At 58.6% G+C, this 25,764-nt stretch carries 25 protein-coding genes and 1 tRNA gene; 17 read left to right on the forward strand and 9 right to left on the reverse strand.

Translation table 11 applies throughout. The features are described 5' to 3' along the window. Nucleotides 1–25: 25 nt before the first annotated feature. The 4 genes from QZ383_RS09940 (at nucleotide 26) to QZ383_RS09955 (ending at nucleotide 4,560) form a co-directional block, all read left to right on the forward strand. Nucleotides 26–412: a cytochrome c3 family protein gene (locus QZ383_RS09940; RefSeq protein WP_291445078.1), complete on the forward strand. Its 387-nt coding sequence runs from the start codon at nucleotides 26–28 to the stop codon at nucleotides 410–412. A 274-nt stretch (nucleotides 413–686) separates the two neighbouring features. After that, complete coding sequence (locus QZ383_RS09945; RefSeq protein ID WP_291445081.1) at nucleotides 687–3,191, forward strand: hypothetical protein; 2,505 nt, start codon at nucleotides 687–689, stop codon at nucleotides 3,189–3,191. Nucleotides 3,192–3,647: 456 nt separating this feature from the next. After that, a complete protein-coding gene (locus QZ383_RS09950; RefSeq protein WP_192112785.1) occupies nucleotides 3,648–3,818 on the forward strand; it encodes a hypothetical protein in 171 nt (56 codons plus the stop codon). Between the two features lies 1 nt (nucleotide 3,819). Next, on the forward strand, nucleotides 3,820–4,560 hold the full coding sequence (locus QZ383_RS09955) for a ubiquinone/menaquinone biosynthesis methyltransferase (RefSeq protein WP_291445084.1): 741 nt from the start codon (nucleotides 3,820–3,822) through the stop codon (nucleotides 4,558–4,560). Between the two features lie 105 nt (nucleotides 4,561–4,665). On the opposite strand, the gene QZ383_RS09960 is transcribed toward QZ383_RS09955, so the two are convergent. Then, the gene (locus QZ383_RS09960; RefSeq protein WP_022659810.1) at nucleotides 4,666–4,863 is read right to left on the reverse strand and encodes a DUF2065 domain-containing protein; all 198 of its coding nucleotides are present in this window, start codon (nucleotides 4,861–4,863) and stop codon (nucleotides 4,666–4,668) included. A 160-nt stretch (nucleotides 4,864–5,023) separates the two neighbouring features. Here QZ383_RS09960 and mqnB point away from each other — a divergent pair, with 160 nt between their 5' ends. The 5 genes from mqnB (at nucleotide 5,024) to QZ383_RS09985 (ending at nucleotide 12,077) form a co-directional block, all read left to right on the forward strand. After that, entirely contained in the window at nucleotides 5,024–5,785 is a 762-nt protein-coding gene (gene mqnB, locus QZ383_RS09965) for a futalosine hydrolase (protein WP_291445087.1), read from the forward strand. Nucleotides 5,786–5,792: 7 nt separating this feature from the next. Next, nucleotides 5,793–6,758, forward strand: coding sequence for a polyprenyl synthetase family protein (locus tag QZ383_RS09970; protein WP_291445089.1), 966 nt, complete (start codon nucleotides 5,793–5,795; stop codon nucleotides 6,756–6,758). A gap of 27 nt (nucleotides 6,759–6,785) precedes the next feature. Continuing rightward, nucleotides 6,786–9,785 carry an AIR synthase-related protein gene (locus QZ383_RS09975; protein ID WP_291445095.1) on the forward strand — a complete coding sequence of 1,000 codons (3,000 nt, stop codon included), beginning with the start codon at nucleotides 6,786–6,788 and terminating at the stop codon, nucleotides 9,783–9,785. 435 nt (nucleotides 9,786–10,220) lie between these two features. Beyond that, a complete protein-coding gene (locus QZ383_RS09980; RefSeq protein ID WP_291445098.1) occupies nucleotides 10,221–11,039 on the forward strand; it encodes a septal ring lytic transglycosylase RlpA family protein in 819 nt (272 codons plus the stop codon). 144 nt (nucleotides 11,040–11,183) lie between these two features. After that, a complete protein-coding gene (locus QZ383_RS09985) occupies nucleotides 11,184–12,077 on the forward strand; it encodes a DMT family transporter (RefSeq protein ID WP_291445099.1) in 894 nt (297 codons plus the stop codon). Between the two features lie 55 nt (nucleotides 12,078–12,132). Here the strand turns inward: QZ383_RS09985 and QZ383_RS09990 are convergent, their stop codons facing one another. The 7 genes from QZ383_RS09990 to QZ383_RS10020 all read right to left on the reverse strand — a co-directional run bounded on the left by QZ383_RS09990 (nucleotide 12,133) and on the right by QZ383_RS10020 (nucleotide 19,649). Next, nucleotides 12,133–12,990 carry a (Fe-S)-binding protein gene (locus QZ383_RS09990; RefSeq protein ID WP_291445101.1) on the reverse strand — a complete coding sequence of 286 codons (858 nt, stop codon included), beginning with the start codon at nucleotides 12,988–12,990 and terminating at the stop codon, nucleotides 12,133–12,135. A gap of 100 nt (nucleotides 12,991–13,090) precedes the next feature. Beyond that, entirely contained in the window at nucleotides 13,091–14,164 is a 1,074-nt protein-coding gene (gene leuB, locus QZ383_RS09995) for a 3-isopropylmalate dehydrogenase (RefSeq protein ID WP_192112777.1), read from the reverse strand. A 316-nt stretch (nucleotides 14,165–14,480) separates the two neighbouring features. After that, nucleotides 14,481–14,972 (reverse strand): 3-isopropylmalate dehydratase small subunit, encoded by a 492-nt coding sequence (locus QZ383_RS10000; RefSeq protein ID WP_291445103.1) that lies wholly within the window; start codon nucleotides 14,970–14,972, stop codon nucleotides 14,481–14,483. Between the two features lie 69 nt (nucleotides 14,973–15,041). Continuing rightward, nucleotides 15,042–16,304, reverse strand: a complete 1,263-nt coding sequence (locus tag QZ383_RS10005) for a 3-isopropylmalate dehydratase large subunit (RefSeq protein WP_291445106.1) — start codon at nucleotides 16,302–16,304, stop codon at nucleotides 15,042–15,044. A 201-nt stretch (nucleotides 16,305–16,505) separates the two neighbouring features. Continuing rightward, nucleotides 16,506–18,053, reverse strand: coding sequence for a 2-isopropylmalate synthase (locus QZ383_RS10010; RefSeq protein WP_192112774.1), 1,548 nt, complete (start codon nucleotides 18,051–18,053; stop codon nucleotides 16,506–16,508). A gap of 115 nt (nucleotides 18,054–18,168) precedes the next feature. Beyond that, complete coding sequence (gene pssA, locus QZ383_RS10015; protein WP_240825535.1) at nucleotides 18,169–18,930, reverse strand: CDP-diacylglycerol--serine O-phosphatidyltransferase; 762 nt, start codon at nucleotides 18,928–18,930, stop codon at nucleotides 18,169–18,171. Nucleotides 18,931–19,007: 77 nt separating this feature from the next. Beyond that, on the reverse strand, nucleotides 19,008–19,649 hold the full coding sequence (locus QZ383_RS10020; protein WP_291445107.1) for a phosphatidylserine decarboxylase family protein: 642 nt from the start codon (nucleotides 19,647–19,649) through the stop codon (nucleotides 19,008–19,010). A gap of 283 nt (nucleotides 19,650–19,932) precedes the next feature. On the opposite strand from QZ383_RS10020, the gene QZ383_RS10025 reads away from it, so the two are divergent. The 5 genes from QZ383_RS10025 to infA all read left to right on the forward strand — a co-directional run bounded on the left by QZ383_RS10025 (nucleotide 19,933) and on the right by infA (nucleotide 23,420). Then, nucleotides 19,933–20,271, forward strand: coding sequence for a chemotaxis protein (locus QZ383_RS10025; protein ID WP_291445109.1), 339 nt, complete (start codon nucleotides 19,933–19,935; stop codon nucleotides 20,269–20,271). A 3-nt stretch (nucleotides 20,272–20,274) separates the two neighbouring features. Continuing rightward, nucleotides 20,275–21,483 (forward strand): metal-dependent hydrolase, encoded by a 1,209-nt coding sequence (locus QZ383_RS10030; RefSeq protein ID WP_291445110.1) that lies wholly within the window; start codon nucleotides 20,275–20,277, stop codon nucleotides 21,481–21,483. Nucleotides 21,484–21,716: 233 nt separating this feature from the next. Beyond that, nucleotides 21,717–22,208 carry a cyclic pyranopterin monophosphate synthase MoaC gene (moaC, locus tag QZ383_RS10035; RefSeq protein WP_027180997.1) on the forward strand — a complete coding sequence of 164 codons (492 nt, stop codon included), beginning with the start codon at nucleotides 21,717–21,719 and terminating at the stop codon, nucleotides 22,206–22,208. Next, complete coding sequence (gene lgt / locus QZ383_RS10040) at nucleotides 22,205–23,065, forward strand: prolipoprotein diacylglyceryl transferase (protein WP_291445111.1); 861 nt, start codon at nucleotides 22,205–22,207, stop codon at nucleotides 23,063–23,065. The genes moaC and lgt overlap by 4 nt, the downstream gene beginning before the upstream one ends. Nucleotides 23,066–23,201: 136 nt before the next feature. Further along, entirely contained in the window at nucleotides 23,202–23,420 is a 219-nt protein-coding gene (gene infA, locus QZ383_RS10045; protein ID WP_006008898.1) for a translation initiation factor IF-1, read from the forward strand. Nucleotides 23,421–23,522: 102 nt separating this feature from the next. Here the strand turns inward: infA and QZ383_RS10050 are convergent, their stop codons facing one another. Beyond that, nucleotides 23,523–23,993: a phosphatidylglycerophosphatase A gene (locus QZ383_RS10050; protein ID WP_291445113.1), complete on the reverse strand. Its 471-nt coding sequence runs from the start codon at nucleotides 23,991–23,993 to the stop codon at nucleotides 23,523–23,525. A 122-nt stretch (nucleotides 23,994–24,115) separates the two neighbouring features. Here QZ383_RS10050 and QZ383_RS10055 point away from each other — a divergent pair, with 122 nt between their 5' ends. The 3 genes from QZ383_RS10055 (at nucleotide 24,116) to QZ383_RS10065 (ending at nucleotide 25,632) form a co-directional block, all read left to right on the forward strand. Next, complete coding sequence (locus QZ383_RS10055) at nucleotides 24,116–24,562, forward strand: hypothetical protein (protein ID WP_291445114.1); 447 nt, start codon at nucleotides 24,116–24,118, stop codon at nucleotides 24,560–24,562. Between the two features lie 8 nt (nucleotides 24,563–24,570). Next, nucleotides 24,571–24,655 (forward strand) — tRNA-Leu (locus QZ383_RS10060). 71 nt (nucleotides 24,656–24,726) lie between these two features. Beyond that, a complete protein-coding gene (locus QZ383_RS10065) occupies nucleotides 24,727–25,632 on the forward strand; it encodes an FRG domain-containing protein (RefSeq protein ID WP_291445116.1) in 906 nt (301 codons plus the stop codon). Nucleotides 25,633–25,764 lie beyond the last annotated feature (132 nt).

Below are 25,764 nucleotides of genomic sequence, written 5' to 3' on the forward strand. Positions count from 1 at the left end.
TCTGCCGCACAAAAGGAGGTCTGCCGTGAAGAAAATTCTGGTTCTTACCTGTATCATGGTGTTTGCCCTGGCCCTGCCCGCGCTTGCAGCGCCCGCCGCTCCTGACAAACCGCTGGAATTCAAGGGTTCCCAAAAGACCGTTATGTTCCCGCACGCTGTGCATGCCAAGGTTGAATGCGTTACCTGTCACCATCAGGTTGACGGCAAGGAAAGCTTTGCCAAGTGCGGCAGCTCCGGTTGCCACGATGACCTCGCAGGCAAGCAGGGCGAAAAGAGCCTGTACTATGTTGTGCACACCAAGAAAGAACTCAAGCACAACAACTGCATCGGCTGCCACTCCAAGGTTGTGGAAGAAAAGCCCGAACTCAAGAAAGATCTGACCGCCTGCGCCAAGTCCAAGTGCCATCCGTAGATCTGGTTAGCTGCCTTGCTCCAAAAGCCGCCTCCGGGCGGCTTTTTTGTTGGCGTGCCAACCCTGCCACTGACGACAACAGTTCCTGACTGTTTCCTGGCCAGACTTTTTTTGCAAAATCGCGGCCGAAGGTAATTCTGGCGCAAAGAGTTTTGCCCGATTTGCGTCTTTTGCCATAAACTGATACGAAAATCTGTCGTTTTTGCAGTATGAAACGATGTATTTTGCATGACTCAGGCCTTTGGCCGCTGCACATAACCCCATGAGGTGGCGCATGGTTGCCAAGAACACCGCTGAAACCGATGACCAGATCATCGATCTCACAGAACTGATCGAAAAAGGCGAAGTTCCGGCAAACGATCCGTCCGAGCAGCCTCAGGCCGCTGCTGCCCCCGAGGTGGAGGCGGATCAGGAAGCGCTGAATGCGCATCTGCGCGGCCTCAACGATGGTTCGAGTGCTGCGGATGCAGAAATTGACGATCTGCTCGCCCAGATGGACATCAAGGACGAAGGCCAGAGCGACCCCAATGACGTGGCGCTGGACTTCTCTGCCCCGTCCACGCAGACAGATCACCCCATCGACCCCAATGAGCAGTTGCTCATGCCGGGCATGGGCGATGTGGACAATCTGCTGAACGCCCTTGATATCCCCCCGCAGCCAGCGGAAAGGGAACCGGAAGTGGCCGCATCTGCCAGCGCAAACCAGGCCGCAAGTCAGGCCACGAATCAGGCCGCTGACGACGCCGTGGACGCCCTGCTGAACGATTTTCACGCCGCAGCGCCTGCGCCGCAAGCGCCTGCTGAGCCGCAGAATAACATTCCTGATCTGGACGAACTGCTGGCATCTGTAAATACCGCCCCAGCCACCGGAAACTCCAGCGATATTGATGACCTGCTCAACGCTGCCAACCTCGCGCCAGCACAGCCGGAACCTGCGGCGGCACCTCCCGTTGCGCCCGCTGCGCAAAGCCCGGCCTTTTCCAACGATGATCTCGACAGCCTGCTGGCTGCTGCGGCCAATGGACTGGACGAAGCCCCGGCTCCTGCGCAGGCCGCCTCCCCGGCACCCCAGGCTGCCGCTCCTGCTCCGACACCTGCACCTGCAGCAGCGCCCGCTGCCAGCCCAGACATGGGCCTGGATATCGACAGCCTGCTGGCTGCCGCCGCTGATGATTTGCAGGGCAAGCTTGATGCCGCCCAGCCAGCCGCTCCCGCGCCGCAATCGGTTACTGCACCGCAGCCTGCACCCGCTCCTGCCCCAGCGGCAAGCCCGGATATGACTGCCGACCTCGGTGTGGATATTGACAGCCTGCTGGCTGCCGCCGCTGACGATTTGCAGAGCAAGCTTGACGCCGCCCAGCCAGCAGCCACTCCCGAGCCGCAACCGGCTCCTGCGCCTGCCCCGGCCCCAGCCCCTGCGGCAAGCCCGGATACGGGTGCCGACCTTGGTGTGGATATTGACAGCCTGCTGGCTGCCGCCGTTGATGATTTGCAGAGCAAGCTTGATGCCGCCCAGCCAGAGGCGGCTCCCACACCGGCCCCCGCGCCTGCTGCGGAACCTCAGCCCGATCTGAATGCAGACCTCGACAGCCTGCTGGCTGCTGTGACCGGCGGTGCGGCCCCTGCCGCTGAACCGCAGGAAGACATTTCCGATGTTCTGCTCCATCCCGAGCTGGAACTCATGGCCGATGCCCAGCCAGAGCCTGTTGCTGAAGCATTGCCCGACTCTTTGCCCGAACTGGAACCAGTGCTGGAGCCAGTTCAGGAATCCCAGCCCGAACAGACGGTGGAACTGCCCACAGATTTTGACGCACTGCTGGCCGCCGCTACGGAACAAGCCGCCACCAGCCATGTGGATATGGCCCCAACGGCTGTCGCCCCTGAGGATGCCGCCCCGGCAGGCATACAGGACATTATGGCAGACGCCTCAGCTCAGGCGGAATCCGATGTATTTGAAGCTGTTGCCGCTGCGGAACCAGCACAGGCCGATGATCTTCCCCTGCTTGAACCAGATGAAATCCTGCCGCCGGATGCCAGCGTGCAGGCAGAGCCTTCAGTGAATGAAACTGCCGAAGTGGAGCCTGCTGCGGCAGATATGCCGGAAAGCGCCGGGCAGTTCGCTTATGAACCTGCATTCAGGCCTCAGGCGGCCCCTGTTGCGGATTCGACAGATACTGCAACTGACGGTGCAGCCTCAGTGGCTGTGTCTGGCGCAGCCCTTGAGGCTGTCATGGAGCAGGCCAAAGAGGCCTCATCCCACGCCATTGATGCCTTTGCCCAGGCCTTTGACGCCTCCACGCGGGCGGCAGACGCGGCCGAAACAGCCAGCAAGCTCACGGCACGCGTTGAGCAGTGCGAGGCCGCGCTACAGGAAGCCGGGGATCGCATCATCGCGCTGGAAACAGCTTTGGAGGCGCAGATTCACGCATCGCATGAGCTGGCCTCCAACAGCCTGCCCCGTCAGGAACTGGAAGACATGTTTGTTGAGGGCCATCCCCTGTACCAGAGCCTCATGGATTGCATCAGTAAGGCGGTTGCCGCAGCCCTTGCATCTGCCCCGGCCCAGCAGACCGAACATGACGATGCGCAATCGCTTGTGGAAGAGCACCTGCAACCCGTTGTCACTGCCGCCCGCAGCGCAACTGCGCGCATAGATGCCCTTGAAACCCGGCTGGATGCCCTTGAACCACGCTTCAACGACAGGGTGGAACGGGCCGCTGCTGCGGCTGCGGCGCGCATACTGCGCGAAGAAATCGGCAGACTGCTTGAAGATCAGTAGGGGGCTTTTGCCATGTGCAGCGGCCCGCGTTCAGGCCGCAACCAGCCGCCGAACCATTCAGGGCTGCTGGCGCGGGCTGGCAGCATAACTGCCGTCTGAGTTGCGTGGTTTTTGAAGAAATCTCCTCGGCAACGCGCCTGCAAACCGAACCAGCTTCGCCTCGCGCCTAAGGCCCTACTTCAATCGCAGTACCGTCAGCAACAGGTATTTCAAGGTTAACCGGATCCAGGCGCGCAGGCATGCCGGCCTTGCCAATGGCAGGCGGAACGCATATGCTGTTGCGCGGTTTCGCGGGCGCTGTACCGCGATTCTCAATCAATAAAACAAAGGGGCGGGGGCTGTTGCTTCCGTTTCTTAACCCGTCCAGGCAATACCCGCTGTGGGTCACGGCCGTTCCCCAAAGGGGCGGGTTTTTCATATTTGCCGCGCCCTTCAGGGCCGGAAGCTGAGGCCCTCATGGATAAGGATCGCAAGGAAGCCCTTCAGGTTGCCAAGGAACTGACCGCCAAATTCATAGAAACGCGCACGGTTTCCCCCAGCAATTTTGCTGAGGTTTTTCCTTCGGTCTATCGTGTTGTCTGCGCCGCCATCGGTGTGGATGCCGACCAGGACAAGGCCGGGAAATAACGTGGAATCTCCCCGCAACAACGCTACGGAAACTGTTGTCAAACCTGCGCACGATGCGGCTGTGGCAGGCATGTTTGGCCGTATTGTGCCTTTTTATGACCTGCTGAACCGTGTGCTCAGCCTCGGGCTTGACCAGTACTGGCGCAAGGTGCTGGCGCAAAACGTGCGCCTGGGCGATACCGGGCGCGTACTGGATCTGGCGGCTGGCACGCTGGATGTTTCCCTTGCCATTCGCCGCCGCCACCCCTCGGCCATTGTTCCGGCCATGGATTTTTGCCCGCCCATGCTGGTGCGCGGCAGCCGCAAACTCAAGGACGCCAACGCCCGCAGTATTCTGCCCGTTGCCGCAGACGCCAAGCGCCTGCCCCTGCCCGATGCTTCGGTTGACTGCATCACCATTGCCTTTGGCATCCGCAACATTCTGCCCCGCGAGGCGGCCTTTGCCGAAATGCTCCGCGTTCTGCGCCCCGGCGGCAGGGCCTGCATCCTTGAATTCGGTTCCGGGCAGGAGCGCATCTGGGGCGGCCTGTACAACGTGTATCTCAACCACCTGCTGCCCAAGGTTGGCAAAGTATTTTCAAAAGATCCCGGCGCGTACGAGTACCTTGCCGATACAATCCGCAAGTTTCCCTCGGCCCTCAGCCTTGAAAAAGAAATGCGTGCAGCGGGCTTTGAACGTGCATGGCACGAAAAGCTCACGTCCGGCATTGTCTGCCTGCATGTGGGTGAAAAGGCGCGCTAGATCAGATTGGCGCAAAAGAACATGCCGTTCTCATGCCGCATTGCACACGGCGGCATCTGAAGGCTCGCCGGGCGAGCCAGATACGATGGCACGAGGAATCAGGCCTTAGTGCGAGGCCAGCGCCACCAGACCAAGTCCCACGGCCAGGGCGATCAGCCCAAGGACGCGGAGGCGGCTTTCCGGCTGGGGCAGCAATTGCAGCAGGGCGCGCCGCATGCCGCCGGGAAAGAGTGTCCAGCAAAGGCCCTCAATAACGATGGCCAGACCAAGAGCGCGTAGAAAAAGAGCGTAATCGAATTTCATGGTTTTCTGGTGACGGAAAACCCGCCTTTTGTAAAGGAACGAATCATGGCTGCTCACACGGCGCTGCACAATGGCACAGGCATGACCTGCCGGGATTATCCCGCAGGCGCGTTCTGCCCAGCCCCGTGCCCGGCAAACAGCAGCCAAAGGCAGTAATCCTGTGAGCCTGCTGCTATGCGCCGCCACCGGCCCGGAACTGGCGGGCCTTGTGCCCGGATTTTCCCCGGCGAGGATTGCCGCGCCAGCCCGGGAAGCGACTGAAAGCCCGGCAAAATCCTGGCCAGAAATGCACCTCTGGCCAGTGCGCCTCAAATGTGGCGACGCGCTGTGCTGCATTACCGGAGTTGGGCCCATCAACGCTGCGCTGACCATGGGCATGGCCCTTTGCAGGGCTAAAGCCGAGGGCACGCCCATTACAGCAGTGCTCAACGCGGGTCTTGCCGGTGCCTTTGATCTCGCAGAGCGCCCACTTTTGGGGCTGTGCATGGTGAACGAAGAAATCTGGCCGGAATACGGCCTGCACGACGGACGCTCCGTCACCGCCGAAGCTTTTGGCTTTCCGCAGTGGCAACCAGAGAGCGGGCCTGCGGTGCGCAACCGCCTGTCCCTGGCAGGGCCGGAAGCGCTGGAACGCTTTGGCGCGCGGCAACAACCGGATGTTTTTTTGCCCTGTACATCGCTTACCGTTGCCGGGGTCAGCGCGAGTTTTGCCAGAGCGGCAGACCTGCGCGCCCGCTACCGGGCTGATCTGGAAAATATGGAAGGCTTTGCCGTGGCGTATGCCTGCGCCCGCGAGGGCATACCCTGTGTGGAGGCGCGCAGCGTCTCCAACAAGGTCGGCCCCCGCGCCAATGACGAAAAGGATTTTCCCGGCGCGCTGCGCGCGCTCACGCGGGTTTTGCCCGCGCTTAACCTCATCTGAGTAGCATATGATCCAATTGAAAGCACGTCTGGCTCTTGAGCTGCCCGGCATCAACCGCGCTCTGAACAAGGCAGTGGACACCCTGCCCGAACCTGTTCGGCCTGTGGCCCGGCACATTTTTGATGCGGGCGGCAAGCGCCTGCGGCCCCTGCTCACCGTGCTCACGGCCCGTCTGCTGGGCCATGAGGCCAAGAGCATACAGGATCTGGCGATCACTCTGGAGATGCTCCACGCCGCGACCCTGCTGCACGATGATGTGCTGGACAATGCCGTAAGCCGCCGGGGTAAGCCCGCTGCGCATACGCTGTTTGATGTTTCCAGCGTCATTCTTGCGGGCGATGCCCTGCTGGCCGGAGCCAACGCCCTGGTGGCCAATTATGGCGATACCCGGCTGACCCGCTGCTTCTCGGAAGCCACCAGCCGCACGGCGGCGGGGGAAATCCTTGAAATCGCAGCCCAGCGCCGTGTGGATTCAAGCAGCGCCGACTATGAAGATATGGTGCGCGGCAAAACGGCCTGGCTTATCCGTGCTGCCTGTGAAATGGGCGCGCTCGCCGCTGGGGCCGACGATGCTGCAGTGGCCGCTGCCGCCGCCTATGGCGAAAACCTTGGCATGGCCTTTCAGATGGTGGACGATGCCCTTGATTTCGCGCCAGAAAGCGTGACCGGCAAGCCCACTGGCGGCGATGTGCGCGAGGGCAAGCTCACTCCGCCCCTGCGCCTCTACCGCAGCAGCCTGAGCACCGCAGAACGTAGCGCCTTTGACGCCGCCTTTTGCGCAGGGCTGATGACGGAAGCCGATGCCGCCAGCATTGCCGAGAGCATCCGACAGGCCGGGTTTGACGACGCCGTGCGCCGTCAGGCCGATGAATTTCTTGACGCGGCCAGGCAGGCATTAGAAACTCTGCCTGACAGGCCCGAGCGCGAGCTTATGCGCCAGATGGCCGACTACGTGCGCGACAGAAAAAAGTAAGCAGCCAAACCAAGAGGAATGCAAACCATGCTCTATAGGGTGGAAACCGGCCCCCGCGCCGGACTTGACGATACCCAGGGCCGCAAGACGGCCCAGCACCTGCGCAAGGCGCTGAACATTTCTGTTTCTGGCGTTCGCCAGATCAAGGTCTTTACGGCTGACGGGCTTGATGCCGCGCAGGTGGCCCGTCTGCTGGACGAAAGCATCTGGCACGACCCCATCCTTCAGGAAGCCTCCCTTGAACCGCTGCCCCTGCTTGACCCTGCGGCAGACTGGTTTGTGGAAGTGGGCTTCCGCCCCGGCGTGACGGATAACGAGGCCCGCACTGCGCGCGACACCGCCGCCATGGTGCTGGACATTCCGCGCGACAGCCTGCGCGTGTACACTGCCGTGCAGTACCGCATCAGCAGCGACAAGGCCGCGCCCCTCACCCGCGAGCAAGTGGACATGCTGGCCCGCGACCTTTTGTGCAACACGCTCATCCAGCGCTACCGCATCAAGAGCCGTCAGGAATGGGACGCACAGCCCGGCTTTGAAGCGCAGGCCGCCAGGGTTACGGGCGAGATCAACGAAACCGTTGACACCATCACCCTTTCAGCCATGGATGACGAAGCCCTGACCAAGGCCAGCCGCGAAAATACCTGGGCGCTCAATCTCAAGGAAATGCACAGCATCCGCGAGCAGTTCACCGCGCAGGAAGAAGCCGACCGCCGCAAGGCCCTTGGCCTGCCCGCCGACCCCACGGATGTGGAAATGGAAGTGCTGGCCCAGACGTGGTCCGAGCACTGCAAGCACAAGATTTTTGCCTCGCGCATCAATTATACCGATGCCGCCACGGGCCGCAGCGAAGTGGTGGACAACCTCTACAAGACCTGCATCCGCGATGCCACGGCCATGCTGCGCGAGCGCATGGGCGAAGACGACTACTGCAAGTCCGTTTTCAAGGATAACGCGGGCGTTATCGCCTTTATCAACGGCTACGATGCCTGCATCAAGGTTGAAACCCACAACAGCCCTTCGGCGCTCGACCCGTACGGCGGCGCGCTCACCGGCATTGTGGGCGTAAACCGCGACCCCATGGGCACCGGCATGGGCGCGGAACTGGTGTGCAATACGGACGTGTTCTGCTTTGCCTCGCCCTTCCACGATAAAAACCTGCCCCCGCGTCTGCTGCATCCCCGCCGCGTGCTCGAAGGCGTGCGCGAAGGCGTGGAGCACGGCGGCAACAAGTCGGGCATTCCCACGGTCAACGGTTCGCTGGTTTTTGACGAGCGCTATCTTGGCAAGCCGCTGGTTTACTGCGGCACCGTGGGCATCATCCCCGCAGAAATTCATGGCCGCCCCGGCTGGTTCAAGCAGGCCGAAGAAGGCGACTACATTGTCATGACCGGCGGCCGCATCGGCAAGGACGGCATCCACGGCGCGACCTTCTCTTCTGAAGAGCTGCACGAAGGCTCGCCCGCCACTGCGGTGCAGATCGGCGACCCCATCACCCAGCGCAAGATGTACGACTTCATCATGCGCGCCCGCGATATGGGCCTGTACCACGCCATCACCGACAACGGCGCCGGCGGCCTTTCCTCCTCCGTGGGGGAAATGGCAGAAGATACGGGCGGCTGCGTGCTGGATATCGCCAAGGCTCCGCTGAAATACGATGGCCTGCGCCCCTGGGAAATTCTGCTTTCTGAAGCGCAGGAACGCATGACCCTGGCCGTTTCGCCGGAGAAGCTCGAAGAATTCATGGCTCTTGCCGCCCGCATGGATGTGGAAGCCACGGCTCTTGGCCGCTTCACCACATCCGGCTTCTTTGAAGTGCGCTACCACGACCGCATCATCGCCTCCATGCCCATGGAATTCATGCACGACGGCGTGCCGCAGCTCGAGCTTGAAGCCGAATGGAAGGCCCCTGAGATCACCGACGTCACCGTGGACGTGGCCGAAGTTGAGCAGACCGCATTTTTGCAGCGCATGCTCGGCACGCTCAATATCTGCTCCAAGGAATACATCATCCGCCAGTATGACCACGAAGTGCGCGGCGGTAGCGTGGTGAAACCCCTTGTGGGCGTCAAGCGCGACGGCCCGGCGGACGCTGGCGTTATCCGCCCCCTGCTGGAATCGGACGCGGGCCTTGTGATCTCCCACGGTATCTGCCCCAAATTCAGCGATTACGACACCTACTGGATGATGGCCAACGCCATGGACGAAGCCATCCGCAACGCCGTTGCCGTGGGTGCAGACCCTGACGCCCTGGCGGGTGTGGACAACTTCTGCTGGTGCGACCCGGTGGTCAGCCCCTCCAACCCCGATGGACGCTACAAGCTGGCTCAGCTTGTGCGCGCCTGCCGCGCCCTGCGCCAGTTCTCGCTGGCCTACGGTGTGCCGTGCATCTCGGGCAAGGACTCCATGAAGAACGACTACACCGGCGGCGGCGAACGCATTTCCATTCCACCCACGGTGCTGTTCTCCATCCTTGGCGTCATCCGCAACGTCACTGCGGCCCAAACCTCGGACTTCAAGCAGCCCGGCGATGCCATCTACGTGCTCGGCGGCACCTGGCGTGAAATGGCAGGCAGCGAAGCCGCTACGGAACTGGGCCTCAAGGGTGGACGCGTTCCCCATGTGGACGCCTCCAACGCCATGCTGCGCTACCGCGCGGTCAACGCCCTCATGGGCCAGCGCGCCATTTCCGCCTGCCACGACTGCTCTGACGGCGGCCTTGCCGTGGCCATTGCAGAAATGTGCATCGGCGGCCGCCTGGGTGCGGAAATCAACCTTGATGCCGTGCCCGCCCTTGAAGCCATGAACGTGACCGAACTGCTTTACAGCGAAAGCGCCAGCCGCCTGGTTGTGAGCGTCAAGCCAGATCTGGCCATGATTCTCGATGCGCTGGGAATGTGGCAGCCCTGCACCCGTATCGGCACTGTCACCGGTAGCGGTCAGCTGACCATGAAATCCGGCGACAGCGTCATCGTCAACTCTTCGGTGGAAGATCTGGCCCGCGCCTTCAAGCGCACGCTGGACTGGTAACACCGCTGCGACTGAACTGTCGGGGCAGGTGGCTTTGCAGCCGCCTGCCCTTTTTATTTGGCAGAATCCGTTGCGGTTCTCTGCATTTTTTACACGAGTATGCCTGCCGCGCGCGTGGTTTTTCCTCTGCTCCATGTCGGTTCGCCGCACCGCACGAACACGCCTATTTCATACCCCTCCGCTGCATTTTTGACATTTTCTAGACTATCTTTTTCAATAACCGTCTGAATTAAAAGATTTTATCAGTTTGACACGGAGCATTTTTTTACTGTATAGTGCCTCCACAAAGAACAGGCATTCCCCTGGGGAACCGATGGACGTTGAGCGCAAGGCGCGCTTGCTGCCATCATTGGAAGGTTCCTGGGGTCAGAACCGCGGGCGCGGTTCGTCCGGCAATTTCGCTGGCCAGCCTCGAACACTAACAAAGGAACGATCATGAAGTATTCACGCTGGCCATTAGTGCTGGCGGCCATAGCCTTATGCATGCTTTTGGCCTCCCCCATGAACGCCGACGCGGCTTCACAAAGCGCTCCCTCCGATCAAAAGCATTCGAACGCTACCCCCCACGCCGCCAAAAAGTCTTCCGGCGACACTGAAACTCGCAAATCCAAACGCGAAAAGACCAGTGACAAAACCGCCTCTTCGCACAGCTCGCGCTCAAAGCGCGATAAGGCTGAATCGCGCTCCAAATCCAAGCAACGCAAATCCTCACCCACTGCGTCCTTATCCGAAAAAGAACGCCGGGATAGCACCGACAGCCGAGATATCTGGCTGAAACGCGCTCAGGAAAGCGAAATCATGTCCGGCAAGGCCTCATGGTACGGACGGGATTTCCATGGCGGTTCCACCGCCAGCGGGCTTGATTACGACATGTATACCTTTACCGCCGCGCACCGCACCCTGCCCATGGGCACGGTTGTTCGCGTCACCGACCAGAATAACGGCAAGAGCGTTATGGTCTGTGTGACAGACAGAGGCCCCTTTGTGCGCGGGCGCATCATTGATCTCTCCTTTGCCGCAGCGCAACAGATTGATATTGATGACAAAGGCATCAGCAAGGTCAAGCTGGAAGTCATCAGCGACGAAAGCGGCACCCCCCTCAAACCCGACGAAGCATATTTTGTGCGCTACAACGCCGCTCAGGGTGATGAAAAAATCGGTCCCTTCCGCGCATTTGCGGATGCAGCCGCCATGCATGAAGCACTGCGCCAGGTTCACCCCGAGGCTGAAGTGGTCATGGATCAATCCAAGTAACAGCGCAATACCTTCCGCGCTGCACACGCGCGAAAACGTCCCCGGTACAAACCGGGGACGTTTTTTTATGCCGTGCGCAAGCTTGCCACACTGCGGCTTCCCCGGTATGGAATCTGTTTGTTGTTCCCCACCAAGAAGGATGTCATGGGCTTTTTTTACAGTATTCTTTCTTCTGCGGCCTTTGGCCTTATCCCGTTGTTTACACTACCGCTGATGCATGGCGGCGTTTCAGGGCCTTCCGCCCTGTTCTATCGTTTTGCCATTGCCACTGTGGTGCTGGGCATAGTGCTTGCCGTACGCGGCGAAAGATTCAGCGCGCGCGGCATTGATCTGTGCAAGCTTGCTGGCATGAGTTCCATGTATACCATGGCGGCCCTGCTCTTTTTTTGGGGATTCAAGCACATGCCGAGCGGCGTTGTGGCAACGCTGCAATTTACCTATCCAGTCATGGTCATGCTGATCATGATTGTGTTTTATCACGAGCGCTTCTCGTGGATCACGGCCCTGTCCATCCTGCTGGCAATCGCTGGCGTTTATCTGCTCTGCGGCGGAAGTGATGGCGACATGGGAGGGGCAAGCCTGCTGGCCGTGGCCCTGCTTCTGCTTTCCGCACTGTGCAACGCCGTATACATCACAACCATTTATGCCGCGCGCATTCCCAACATGAGCGGTCTTGTGATGACTTTTTACGTGCTGGCCTTTGGGGCGGTGATATCCGGGGCTAACGCCCTGTTGGCAGATTCGTTCCAGCCCCTGCACTCATGGTGGGAACTGCTGCTCGCAACCTTATTGGCCGTGGTGACAGCCGTTATTTCAAACCTCACCCTCATCCTTGCCGTACAGCGCATCGGCTCCACGCTGACATCCATTCTTGGCGTTATGGAGCCTGTAACCGCCGTGGTGGTGGGGATTCTGGTGTTCAGCGAGCCGTTCAGCATGTCGCTGGTCGCTGGAGTGGCCTTTATTGCCGCATCGGTTGTACTGGTCATGCTGGGCAAGCAGATAACGGCCTTGTTTCAGCGCCACAAACACGCATAAAAAAAGCGCGGCAAATTATAGTGCCGCGCTTTTTTTATTTTCTGCTGCAACACCGCTACAACCCCGAAGGTTCATACCCCAAGGCACGGGCCAGCAATTCGGTATAGCTCATAACCTTGAGTTTACCCTGACCAGCCCCGCGAACGGCTACCGTACAGCCGGAGCAGGCGCATACAAGGGCGTCAACGCCGCCATCCAACGCCGTCGCCACAATCCGATCAGGCTGATTTTTACAACACAGGCCGCCCGCCACATCCAGAACTTCAAGCCCTTCCACCCCTTCAAGAAACTGCCGGTACGCGTGCCAGTTCAACGAGGTCTGCGGAAAATGCCTGCGGTAAGAGGTGTGGCATCCCTCAAAATAGGCCACTTTCAGAGGCCTGATCTGCAAGCTCTGCCCTTTCAGAGCGTCCAGCAGCACGTCAAGAATATAGCTGTGGGAAACATCACCCCCAGCATCAACCGACTCGGCCACATGCGCGCAGCCAGCGCAGCAATATGCGAGGCGGAATGCGCCCTTTTGCGCTGCCGCCATACTGTTGCCCCGCACAAAACCCTTAGCGGTTTCTACCATCTGCGGCCTGTCCTCTGACGCGACCTGATGCATCAGGGGCAAGCCGCAGCAGTTTTCTTTCTCCAGCCAAGTGTGAGCCATGCCAAGACGGCCCAAAATCCACGCCACCTCGCGCAAAATATTGGGCGTGCTGAACGGCCTGTAGCAGCCAAAAACCAGCGCCAGATCCGCCTGTTGCGGTGAGCCTGCAAAACCGTTGGCCCCTAGTGCCATTGCCCGCAACACCTGCGGTGCGCCGTGCTGACCTGTGGTTGCAACATCCTGAAGCTGCGTTTCAAAATCTCTGCCGCATGCGCTTTTAACTACCCAATCGTTCAGCTTGCCTGTGGTCGCTTTCATAACCCCGCCTCTATGCCCTTATGCAAAAGTCTGCATGGTAAAAACCACAAAAGGCCGCCCGGTGGTGCGGACGGCCTTTTGAAATGGTTCGCAGCAGCAGCTACAGCCGCTCCACAACCTTGTCGCCCATTTCTTTGCAACCCAGCAGAGTTTTGCCGGGTTCCATAATGTCGCCAGTGCGGAAACCATCGGCCAGAGCCTTGCGCACTGCCGCCTCGATGGCATCGGCTTCCTTGCCCATATCAAAGCCAAGGCGCAGCATCATGGCCCCGGAAAGGATGGTGGCAAGGGGGTTGGCCTTGTTCTGCCCCGCGATGTCGGGGGCGGAACCGTGGATGGGTTCAAACAGGCCGGGGCCGGAAGCTCCCATGGAGGCCGAGGGCAACATACCCAGCGAGCCGGTGATGACCGAAGCTTCGTCAGACAGAATATCGCCAAAAATATTGCCCGTGAGAATCACGTCAAACTGCGAAGGATCACGCACAAGCTGCATGGCGGCATTGTCCACATACATGTGGGTCAGCTCCACATCCGCATACTGGCGGTGTGTTTCAATGACCACTTCCTTCCACAGGCGCGAAGTTTCCAGCACGTTGCTCTTTTCCACAGAGCAGACCTTGTTGCGGCGTTTACGCGCCGTTTCAAAGGCCACCGTGGCAATGCGGCGGATTTCTTCCTCGTTGTACACCATGGTGTTGTAGCCGGTGCGCAGGCCATCGCGCATTTCCTGCCCGCGCGGTTCGCCAAAATAGATATCGCCGGTCAGTTCGCGCACAACCACGAGGTCAAGGCCCTTGGCGGCGATGTCGGCACGCAGCAGGCACGCGCCAGCCAGTTCAGGCAGCAGCATGGCTGGGCGCAGGTTGGCAAAAAGCTCAAGCTCTTTGCGGATGCGCAACAGGCCTTTTTCCGGCCGTTTTTCGGGCGCGAGGGCGTCCCACTTGGGGCCGCCCACAGCCGCCAGAAATACGGCGTCGGCATTGCGGCACTTGCGCACGGTTTCTTCCGGCAGGGGGTCGCCAGCCGCATCAATGGCGGAACCGCCGATGTGCGCGGTGTCGAAAACAAATTCGTGGCCAAACTTTTCAGCGGCGGCCTTGAGAACCTTAACACCTTCGGCCAGAATCTCCGGGCCGATGCCGTCACCCGGCAAGAGGCAGATGGTCTTTTTCATAAAATATCCTTGAACTCAATGCTATCTGTTGATGCCTATTTTCTTATAATTAGCCGACTACCAGCTCTTTTTTTACATGAAGATTTTTGCGCCAGAACAAGGAAAAAGGGTGTTGCCGACAGGAATATACTCTTACAGTATTTGACTGGAGGCAAAAGCCCGTTTTGACGCAGTTCTGACCAAAAATATCCTGTAAAAATTGGATTTTTGTTCTCAGGCAAGGCAGATAATCCTTTTTGCGCAGGGAGTGTACTCTCATGGTACTCGACCGGAGTAAAAAGGATTATCTAACGCAGCCAGAGGACAAAAGGCCAATTTAGGCCAAGCGTTCCTTGACATAGCCAACCAACCCACCCTTATCCAGAATGGCAGCCATGGACTTGGGCAGCGGGGGGCAGGTTATCTGCGCACCGTTGGTCAGATCGCGGATAACGCCGGTGGTGGCGTCGATTTCCAGCTCGTCGCCGTCATTGATCTTGTCCACGTCGTCGCCCACTTCCATGAGCAGCAGGCCCATATTGAAGGAGTTGCGGTAAAAAATGCGAGCAAAGCTGTGGCCGATCACCACGTGCATGCCCGCGCCAAGAATGGCGATGGGCGCATGCTCGCGGGAAGAACCGCAACCGAAATTGCGGCCTGCGACCATGATGTCACCGGGGGTCACGCGCTTGACCCAGTCTGGCTCAAGGCCGGACATGCAGTTTTCGCCCAGCTTTTTGGAATCGGTGGTGACCAGAAAACGCGCGGGAATGATAGCGTCCGTATCAATGTGCTCGCCCACTTTGTGGGCCTTACCTTTGTAATTCATGAGGCTGTCCTTCTTTCTCTGCGCCGGGCTCGGTGGGCCGTGGCGCAGGCAGGTGCTGATGTGTGCTGCCTACAGCTGATCAGGCCCGGCCACGCAACCCGCAATGGCCGAAGCGGCTGCCACGATGGGGCTTGCCAGATAAACCTCGGAACTCAGGCTGCCCATGCGGCCCTTGAAATTGCGGTTGGTGGTGGCCACGGCGCGTTCGCCATCGCCCAAGATGCCCATGTGGCCGCCAAGGCAGGGGCCGCATGTGCAGGGGCCGACCACGCAGCCGGATTCCATGAAGGTTTCGATGAGGCCTTCCTTGAGGCACTGCTTCCACACCGTGGGCGTGGAGGGCAGCACAATGCAGCGCAGGTGCTTGGCAACCTTGCGGCCCCGCAGCACTTCGGCGGCATCGCGCATATCGCTGATGCGACCATTGGTGCAGGAGCCAATAACCACCTGCTGGATGGGCGTGTCGCGCACCTCGGAGACAGGCTTGACGTTGGAGGGCAGGTGCGGGCAGGCCACCACCGGCTCCTTGCCGGTCACGTCGATATTGACCACGCGCTCGTAAATCGCGCCGGGGTCTGCGGCCAGATCCTGCGTCAGGCCGGGGCGGTTGTGCTCCGCGCAATAGGCGCGCGTTTTGGCGTCCACCGCAAACAGGCCCACCTTGCCGCCCGCTTCAATAGCCATGTTCGCCATGCACAGACGGCCTTCAACGGAAAGATCATCCACCACAGAGCCGCCGAATTCCAGGGCCTTGTAGAGCGCACCGTCCACGCCGATAGCGCCGATGAGCATGAGCATCAGATCTTTGCCGCGCAGCCACTTGGGCATCTGGCCGTTGATGGTCACGCGGATGGTGGAAGGCACCTTGAACCAGGTTTCGCCCAGCGCCATTGCAGCGGCAATATCGGTAGAACCCATGCCGGTGGCAAAAGCGCCGATGCCGCCGTAGGTGCAGGTGTGGCTGTCTGCGCCGATGACCACATCGCCGGGGCCCACAAGGCCCTGCTCGGGCAGCAGGGTGTGTTCCACGCCGCAGTCGCCGCCTTCGTAATAGTGGGTGATGTTCTGTTCTTCGGCGAACTTGCGGGTCACCATGACCTGATTGGCGGAATCAATATCTTTTTGCGGCGTAAAGTGATCCATGACCAGAGCGATCTTGTCTTTGTCAAAAACCTTTTCCGCGCCCATTCCCTTGAAAGATTTGATGGCCAGCGGCCCGGTGATGTCGTTGGCGAGCACCAGCGACACGCGGCACTGAACAATCTGACCGTCCTGTTCCACAACTTCATCTGTGTGGGCTTGCAAAATTTTTTGCGCAAGCGTCTGTGGCATGATCTACTCCTTTCATCCTGGCTCCACCGAGGGGGGCGCGGCGAATACGGTGTTTCGTAAGGCGCGGCAAAAATCGAGCGCCTGTTTTTTTATTTGGCCCGCACAGGCTTTGCCTGCGTGGCGCGGGTGCACCTTGGCTCCACAGGCCAGCCGCCCCAAAAGAGGAGCGGGCAGACCCGTTGCAGACCAGAGAAACAGCCCTTAATCGTGCTGGCAGTGCAGCCTTGGCCCTTCCTGCTCCTTCTTGAACAGGTGGTTAAGGGCGTTGACGTAGGCACGCGCGCTGGCAACAAAAATATCCGGATGGGTACCGCGCCCCACTGCGCTCACTTCACCCTCGCGCAGACGCACGGTCACTTCACCCTGGGCATCGGTGCCGCCGGTGATGGCATTGATGGCGTACTGCTCAAGCTCGGGCTGGCGGCCCACCATGTCGGCGATCACGTTGAACAGGGCGTCCACGGGGCCAACGCCAAAGCCAGCGCCGCTGCTTTCAATACCCTTGATGTCCATGATGACGGCAGCCGTGGGCGGCACGCCGCCCGCATCGGAGCTCTGCACGCTCACATGGCGCAGGCGGAAAAGATCGGGCATGCGGTAGACTTCTTCCTGCACAAGGGCCATGAGGTCATCGTCGTGCAGGGTTTTCTTGCGGTCGGCCAGCTGCTTCACAGCTTCAAACACGAGGTTAAGCTGCTCGTCGTCCAGCTTGTAGCCCATGCTCTCAAACTTGTTGCGCACGGCGTTGCGGCCAGAGTGCTTGCCGATCACAAGATTGCTCTCGGTGCGGCCCACTGACTGCGGGGTCATGATTTCGTAAGTTTCGCGGTTCTTGAGCATGCCGTCCTGATGGATGCCCGATTCGTGCGCAAAGGCGTTGGCGCCCACAATGGCCTTGTTGTTGGCAATGGGCTGACCAATGGTCATGGAAAGCAGACGGCACGAGGGGTAAAGCTGCTCGGTGACGATGTTGTGCTCAAGCTGGTAATAATCGTGGCGCACACGCAGGTTCATGACCACTTCTTCAAGGGCGGCGTTGCCAGCGCGCTCACCAATGCCGCACAGCGTAACCTCTGCCTGGCGCACACCCACACGGAAGGCGGCAAGCGTGTTGGCCACGGCAAGGCCGAGGTCGTTGTGGCAGTGCACGCTGAAGATGGCCTTGTCGCTGTTGGGCGTGTTCTTGATGACGTGGTCAAGCAGCGCGGCGTATTCCTGCGGCTCGGCATAGCCCACGGTATCGGGCAGATTGATGGTGCTGGCCCCGGCCTTGATGGCGGCCTCGACCACGCGGCAGGCAAAATCGCCCTCGGTGCGCGAAAAATCCTCAAGGGAAAATTCCACGTTGCTGGTGTATGTGGCACAGCGTTTGACACCCTCGACGATCATCTTAAGAACGTCTTCGGGGTCCTTGCGCAGCTTGTGCTTCATGTGCAGGGGAGAGGTGGACAAAAAGACATGGATGCGGGGATTTTTAGCCACTTTTACGGCTTCCCAGCAGCGGTCGATATCATTGGGAACGCAACGGGCAAGCCCCGCCACCTGGATGTCGCCAGCCTGTGAGGCAATGCGCTGCACAGACTCAAAATCGCCGGGGCTGGAGGCGGGAAAGCCCGCTTCCATAATGTCCACGCCGAGCACTTCAAGCTGGTGGGCTACACGCAACTTTTCCTGCAAGTTCATGGTAGCGCCGGGCGACTGCTCGCCATCGCGCAAGGTGGTATCGAAAAAATAGACGCGGTTGTTCATGACAAACTCCTCTGGTTCTGACAAAGATGGCTATATCTTGCATAACGGCCACCGTAAAGGGCGGCTGTCCAGGGGAGCGTTTCCGCCCTTAGGGGGCGGCAACCGTTACGCAACCTCAATCGCTCTGGGGCGATAGGGCGCGTAGTAGCTGACGATTGCGGCGGGGAAGGATGACGAAGGTGTAGACAACGCCGCCAATGATGTAGACGGCGCAAAGCACAAATCCCATGACGCGCGGAAAGGAAATGACCGTTCCGAGCACAAGCAGGAAGAAAAGCATGCTGCGGATGGGATGGGCGCGCAGGAAATCGTATTCCTTAAAGGAAAAATAGCGCACCTTGCTGACCATCAAAACCCCAACGCCAATGGCAAGAAAAAGGGTCATGTAGGGCAGGGCCGAAGCCATGATAGCAGGGAAATGCGCGGCGCAAAAAACAAAGGTAACAACAGTGCAGCCGCCCGCAGGAATGGGCAGACCGATGAAAAAGCGCTTGCCCACAGCAGCGGTGCTCACATTGAAGCGAGCAAGACGCAAAGCGCCGCAGGCAGCGTAAATGAAGGCGGCGGCAAGCCCCATACGTCCAAGGGCCGAAAGCTCCCACTGCCACATGAGCATGGCCGGGGCAATGCCAAAGGCCACAAGATCGGAAAGCGAATCGTACTGAACGCCGAACTCGCTGGCCGTATTGGTGAGGCGGGCAACCTTGCCGTCCAGGCCGTCCATGACGGCAGAGAGCAGGATGGCGAAGCAGGCCGACTCAAAACGTCCCTGCACGGCCCAGACCATAGACAAAAAGCCGAGAAACATGCTCAACGTCGTGATCATGTTCGGCAGGAGGTATACTCCTTTGCGCGGCTTTTTAACTTCCGGGGCCATCATTCACCATCTTTACTAAACTAAGTGCCTGTCTGTCGGCTTTTGGGCGTGGCATTTGGACGCGTTTTTCGGCTGTGCTACTTCGCTCTGGCCACCACGCTCTGCCCGGCGAAGACCTGTTCGCCGATGCGCGTGGCCGCAACATATCCCTGAGGAAGGTAAAGGTCAACTCGCGAACCAAAGCGGATCATGCCGTAGCGTTCCCCCCGCGCAAGGGCGTCGCCCTCGTCAACGCGGCAGACAATGCGGCGGGCGATAAGCCCGGCAATCTGCACCATGGTCCAGGGATTGCCGTCCGCATCACGCATGCTGTAGGCGCAACGCTCATTGTGTGTGGAGGCCTTGTCAAAAGCGGCATTGACAAACGCGCCGGGGAAATAGCGGATGCCCTCGACCGTTCCCGCCACAGGGGCGCGGTTCACGTGCACGCTGAACACGTTCATAAAAATGCTTATGCACAGCTTGGGTTCATCGGTGAAGGGGTCGGGGCGCTCCTCAATGCGGATAACCTTGCCGTCCGCAGGGCTTACGGCAAGCCCCTCGCCCTGTGGCACCACCCGCTCGGGATCGCGGAAAAAGTGCATGCTGAACCAGCAAAGGGCCAGAAAAATCACGGCCAGAAGCCACCAGCCCATGCAGGCAAAAACCAACGCGCTGAGCGCGGTAAGGCCGATGCAAGGCCAACCTTCGGGGGTGATGCCGCAATTGGGTGCACGCATGGCGACTCCTGTATGAATTGGCGCAGCCAGCCAACGCCGGACAACGCTTGAATAAAAAAGGGCAAGTCTTGAACGTGCTACATACCCTGCGTTTTTCTGCAAGGCAAGCCCACAGGTGGATGCCGTGCCGCAAGGATGCGCGCGGGCGAAGGGGACAACATTGTCACGATGCAGCGGAGAATATGTCTGCGGGGGGTGGCACCCGCAGAATCCCGGTTTTTCCAGCAGGAAGCGCGCCTCAGCCCCTGTTGCAGAGTTTTTGCGACACAGCTATACTCGGCCTATGAACAAAAAATCCGTTGCCTGCCTTTTTGTACTACTGCTGGCCGCCGTTGGCGGGCTGGGCGGTTGCGGCCCCAAGGACATCGGCGCGGGTTCCTCCAGCGAAAGCGATTCACAGCCGCAGGGAGTGAGCGTGGAAGATCAGTTGCGCTACCCGGTGTACGGATCAAACAATACCCAGCGCATGCTCTATTATCAAAACCGCCCCGATGTCATGGCCAACATGCAGCAATGGCGCATGCAGCAGTTTCGCCGCATGAACGGCCTTGATACGGACGTAAACCCCGAAGACCCGCAATACAGGGCTGTGCCCAAGCAGCGCAGCCCGTTCAGGCAGTAATACATGGATCCGATAACTCACGCCGCAAGCGGCGCGGTGGCCATGCTTGCCATGCCCAACCGCCCCGCGAGCCGATGGGCTGTGCCTCTGGCCGCCTTGGCCGCCGCCTCGCCCGATGTTGATGTGCTGATGGCGAACACCCCCCTGCAATTTTTGCTGTTGCACCGGGGCATTACGCATTCCCTGTTTTTTGCTCCGCTGCTGGGGCTGGTTCTGGCGCTCGTGGGCTGCTCGCTGTGGCGGGCGCAAACACCTGGGCACTGGCGGTTTGCAAAAACATGGCTGTTCATGACGGCTATGGTCTTGCTGCATATCTGGCTGGACTGCATCACCACCTACGGCACCATGATCTTTCTGCCTTTCTCGCACATGCGGGTGCGGCTGAACGCGGTGTTTATCATTGATCTGCTGGTCACCCTGCCGCTGCTGTGGGCCATCTGGCGCTGGCGTGCACGGCGCGGCCTCCTGCTGATGGCAATGGCGTGGCTCTTTGTCTATCCCGGCATTTCCATGGGCCTCAACGCCTGGCATACGGCGCAGACCCGCGAACGCCTTACGGCGGAAGGCCGCGCACCTCAGGAAATTGTGGTGCTGCCGGATGCCTTTTCGCCCTTTTTCTGGCGCGCCCTGTATTCAGAAGCCACACCCAACGGGGGCATGGTGTACACTCAGGGCATGAACGCCCTTGGTTCCACCCGAGGCCCGGAAGTTGCCGCCACCGCCCTGCCCGAGAGCCTTGCCCGCGACCTTGCGCGGCAGTCTGTTATGGCTGATGCTTTTTTGAATTTCACCCTGCTGCCAGTGATGGCTCCCCTGCCAGCAGACATGCTGCCCGCCGATAATCCGCAGGCAACGCAGACAGCAAAGACCACGGCCCCCAGCTATGTGATGATCCACGACCAGCGGTTTGGCAGCAGCCTTGCCATTGTGCGCAAAATCATGAACATGCGCCCAAGCGCGGATATTCCGTTTAAATATATGGTGGAGCTGGCTCCTGAACCGCAGCTTGCCGAGCAGGATGCCCCTGCCGAAAATTTCGTGCAGGAAAATGCCGCAACCGCAGGGCCGATCGTATCCACAATCGCCGCTTTTCCGCAGCGCCTGTTGCGGGAACGGATGCGCTTTTCTGACAGCAGACGCGATTCTTTCTGGCAAGCGCCCCGCCCCCCCACAACTCCCCCGCTGCTGCAATGGCTTGTGGGCTTGCGCTGATCCTGTTCTGTCCGACCCAGCTCAATGCCCCACGGCTCAATGCTCAACCAGAACTTTCTCCTTCCGGGAGACTGCGGCAGGCAGCGCGATTACAGGCGCAATGACTCCCATTGCTTTTTGGGGTAGCATCATAAATTGCTCCCGCGTGCGGTGCTTTTCCGGCACGACATGCGGGACGCATATTTGAAACAACATCACGGCAGCCCACGCTGCGGAAATTTTTTGAGGTATCAATGAACGACAATTTTACGCATCTCGACAGCCAGGGCAACGTCACCATGGTGGATGTGGGTGCCAAAACACCCACAGAACGCGTAGCCATAGCTGAAGCTGTGGTGGAACTGGCCCCGGCCACCATGGAACTACTGATCAAAAACGCCCTGCCCAAGGGCGATGTGCTCACCTGCGCCAAGATTGGCGGCATCATGGCTGCCAAACGCACCGGCGAGCTTATCCCCATGTGTCACCCCCTCAACCTCACCTATGTGGACGTGCGCTTTACCGTAACAGAAATGCCGCCCACGGTGCGTATTGAAGCGGAAACCCGCACGGTCGGCCCTACCGGCGTGGAGATGGAAGCCATTGTTGCGGCTCAGACCGCAGCGGCCACCATTTACGACATGTGCAAGGCCGTGCAGCGGGATATCGTCATCAGCCGTGTACGCCTGCTGCACAAACGCGGCGGGAAAAGCGGCGAATTCAACGCCTCGGATATTGACGCATGAACCTCGCTCAAATCGACCCCGTAGCCCTTTCCATAGGCAGCCTGCAATTGCGCTGGTATGGGCTTATGTATCTGGCGGGCTTTGGTCTTGGATGGGCGCTGGGCCGCTGGCGCGCCTCGCGTCCCGGCTCCGGCTGGACAGCCCCTGATGTGGATGATCTGCTGACCTGCGTGATGATCGGCATCATCCTGGGCGGCAGAATCGGCTACGTGCTGTTTTATGATCTGCCTGTCTACATCAGCGACCCCATGGAAATTCTGCGCATCTGGAATGGCGGCATGTCCTTTCATGGCGGGCTGCTGGGTGTGCTGGGCGCATTCTGGTATTTTGCCCGCTCGCGGGGCAGGTCGTTTCTGGAAGTTTCTGACTTCATCGCGCCGCTGGTGGCGCAGGGCCTCTTTTTCGGGCGGCTCGGCAACTTCATCAACGGCGAGTTGTGGGGCAAGGTCAGCGACGTGCCGTGGGCCATTGTGTTTCCCGGTGCCGGGCCTAATCCGCGTCATCCCTCGCAGCTTTACGAGGCTGCCCTTGAGGGGCTGATACTCTTCTTCATGGTGTGGATTTTTTCGTCCAAGCCAAAAAAGACGGGCGCGGTCTCCGGCCTGTTTGCTCTGGGCTACGGCGTGTTCCGCTTTGCCGTGGAATTTGTGCGCATGCCTGACGTGCAGCTTGGCTATCTGGCCTTTGGCTGGCTGACCATGGGGCAACTGCTCTGCGTGCCGCTCATACTGGCAGGCCTGTGGCTGCTGTGTCGCAATGCCCCGGTGCTTGCACCCCACGTGGCCCCTACGGAGAACAAGCCCCGCCCCGGCGGCAAATCGCCCAGCGGCAAATCACCAAAGGGACGCAAGAAATAACTTTCAACCCGTGCAGTGACAGCGGGCGCTGTTTGCGCGCCGAATATCCCCCAGGCGGGGGCACCGGCGTGTTGACAGCGCTCCGCTTTTTTGTGAAGCTGACCGGCGTTTATCCACATCATATTTTGGAGTACTCATGGCCAAGGAAGGATCAATCGAAGTAGACGGCGTCGTGCAGGAAGCCCTGCCCAACGCCATGTTCCGTGTGGAACTGGAGAACGGCCACGAAGTTCTGGCCCACATTTCCGGCAAGATGCGCAAGTTTTACATCCGCATTCTGCCCGGCGACCGCGTCAAGGTGGAGCTTTCCCCTTACGACCTCACCCGCGGGCGCATCACCTACCGCATGAAGTAGCTGCGGGCGCGGCGGCTTTTTCCGCCACCAGAGTGGCCTCTTGCGCCATTGGCCGCGCCCCCTTGCAGCTTTCCGCCTATTCTGTGGCCCTGCCCTCGCAGCCTACACAAGGCCCAGCACACGCAGCAGAGCCACGCACAGCAAGGCCCACACGCCAGCCACAACATCATCAATCATGATGCCAAACCCGGCGGGCAGCCAGTTTTCAGAGGCCCGCACGGGCCATGGCTTGCAGATGTCGAACAGCCGGAAAAAGGCAAAAGCCGCCAGCACCAACCAGAAACTGGGGCTTTCAAAAGGCAGCAGCACAAGCCACACCCCTACCAACTCGTCGATGACAACCTCGCCGGGGTCTTTGCGCTCAAGCAAGTGCTCGGCACGGGTGGAGGCCAGGCCGCCGACCACAAAAATCGCGACCAGCAGCACGACCCGCCACGGCAGGGACAGGGGCAGAAAAATATACGGCGCCAGCAGGCAGGCTATGGCCGTGCCCCACGTGCCGGGAGCCTTGGGGTCAAGCCCGGCTACGCCCAGACGGCAGAACGACAGAATCAGCTTGTCAAAAAAACTCATGCGGCCTCCGCTATGTGCGTGTTTTTTGTGCATCTTACGCCCAAAGGGCCCGCAAGACCAGCACTGAAGACATCCACGCGCAATTATTGCCTAAAGGGCTTCTTTGCCGTATATGCAAGCTCATGGACAAGAACCGTAGCGAACTTTTTGCCCACTTCAGCTATGACGACAGCCTCACATACGAGGCTCTGCTTGAAGTGGAGGAAGAACTGACCCGCGAGGTTGAGCAGTTGCTCCAGCGGGCCGGGGCGGCCCATCTGGACTTTACGCCTCTGGGCGACGCGCTCATGTTCCAGTGCGTTTTTGAAGCGCACAGACTGTATGTGTACCGCAAGATTGCGCTCGAAATTGCAGCCCTGCTGCCGCAGGGCGTACGCGGCAGATTGCTGTGCATGGACAAGAATTTTGAATCCATGCATGTTTTCTGGCTGCGCCCCGGCGAATGGCAGGAAGAGGAACGTCCTGTTCCCGAAGACCCGCCAAGCGACCTCAAAACGTGGCGCATTGCAGGCTCCGGCCCGCAGGATCTCGCAGAGGATGACCTGAAAGATTTGTCACGAAAAGAATAAAGAAATGTGCCTGGGTGGTGGAATGGTAGACACAGGGGACTTAAAATCCCTGGCCGTAATGGTGTGCGGGTTCAAGTCCCGCCCTGGGCACCACATTACTATCTGTCTTTTTTAGTAAAAAATTATTCTGCAGATCAGTTCGCAAACAGACCAAGGAGTATTTCTTGTCGAAACTTAACTGGGACAAGTGGATATCAAATGATGGAGAAAGCTCCTTTTGCAGAACACTTAACATAGTTCAAATTAATACCCCCCAAGCCCTCATCCAAGCTGTTGGCTACGCAAAAAGTGTTCTTTCTTGTGAACATATTGTCTTTTACAGGGGCCAGTGTTCTTTTTACCCTTCTCTAATTCCATATTTATTTCGTGATATTGCAAAAGACACAGACAAGACAGACATCAAAATTAATTTGGCACTCAGAGAAAAGATTAAAAGATTAAGCACGTTAATAAATGGATCCCTCAAAAACGAGCTAAAAGGTGTATATCCACCCGCAATAGAAGGTCTATTGCAACACTATGGAGTACCAACAAGATATCTTGATTTTGTAGATAATATATGGGTTGCTCTCTGGTTTGCTTCTCACAAAAGATTAACTGCTAAAGGAGTTAATTTTTCTAAATATGTAAAAAGCAAATCTGAATTTTCTTATGTCTATATAATGAAATTTGGAAAAGCATCAGACCCCAAAGAATATAAAAAACTTCATGATGTTAAAATTGATGAACTTCAGAAAGATATGGACAATGGGATATTTTTAACAAATGAAAGCTTTCAAATAATTGACTTGAGACTCGCTGTAGGCAGCAATTTTTTAAGACCCCACGCACAGCATGGGGTTGTTGTGCGAAGATATGGCGATATAACCACTGCCAATTATGATTTCAGTGATAGCATAGAGTGTATTTTGCGAATAAAGACGCAAGATGCATTAGATTGGCTTGGCACTGGATCCCTTTCTCAAGAGTCCTACATGTTCCCATCGCCTTTTTATGATATTGGATATAGAACATTACACAACATACTTCCTCAAAATGCTGGAATTGGTGAAATTGACTATGTCTGGTAAAAAGTTTTCACTAATTCGATCCTCCTCAGAATATCATTTCTGGTGACGCCTACTTCTGAATAAAATCTATTCTACTAGTATTATCGAATAAAGTTATAATATTTTAATCTATCTGCACAATATTTTTCAGCC

It is taken from the genome of Desulfovibrio sp. (assembly GCF_019422935.1).
GTDB lineage: Bacteria > Desulfobacterota > Desulfovibrionia > Desulfovibrionales > Desulfovibrionaceae > Desulfovibrio.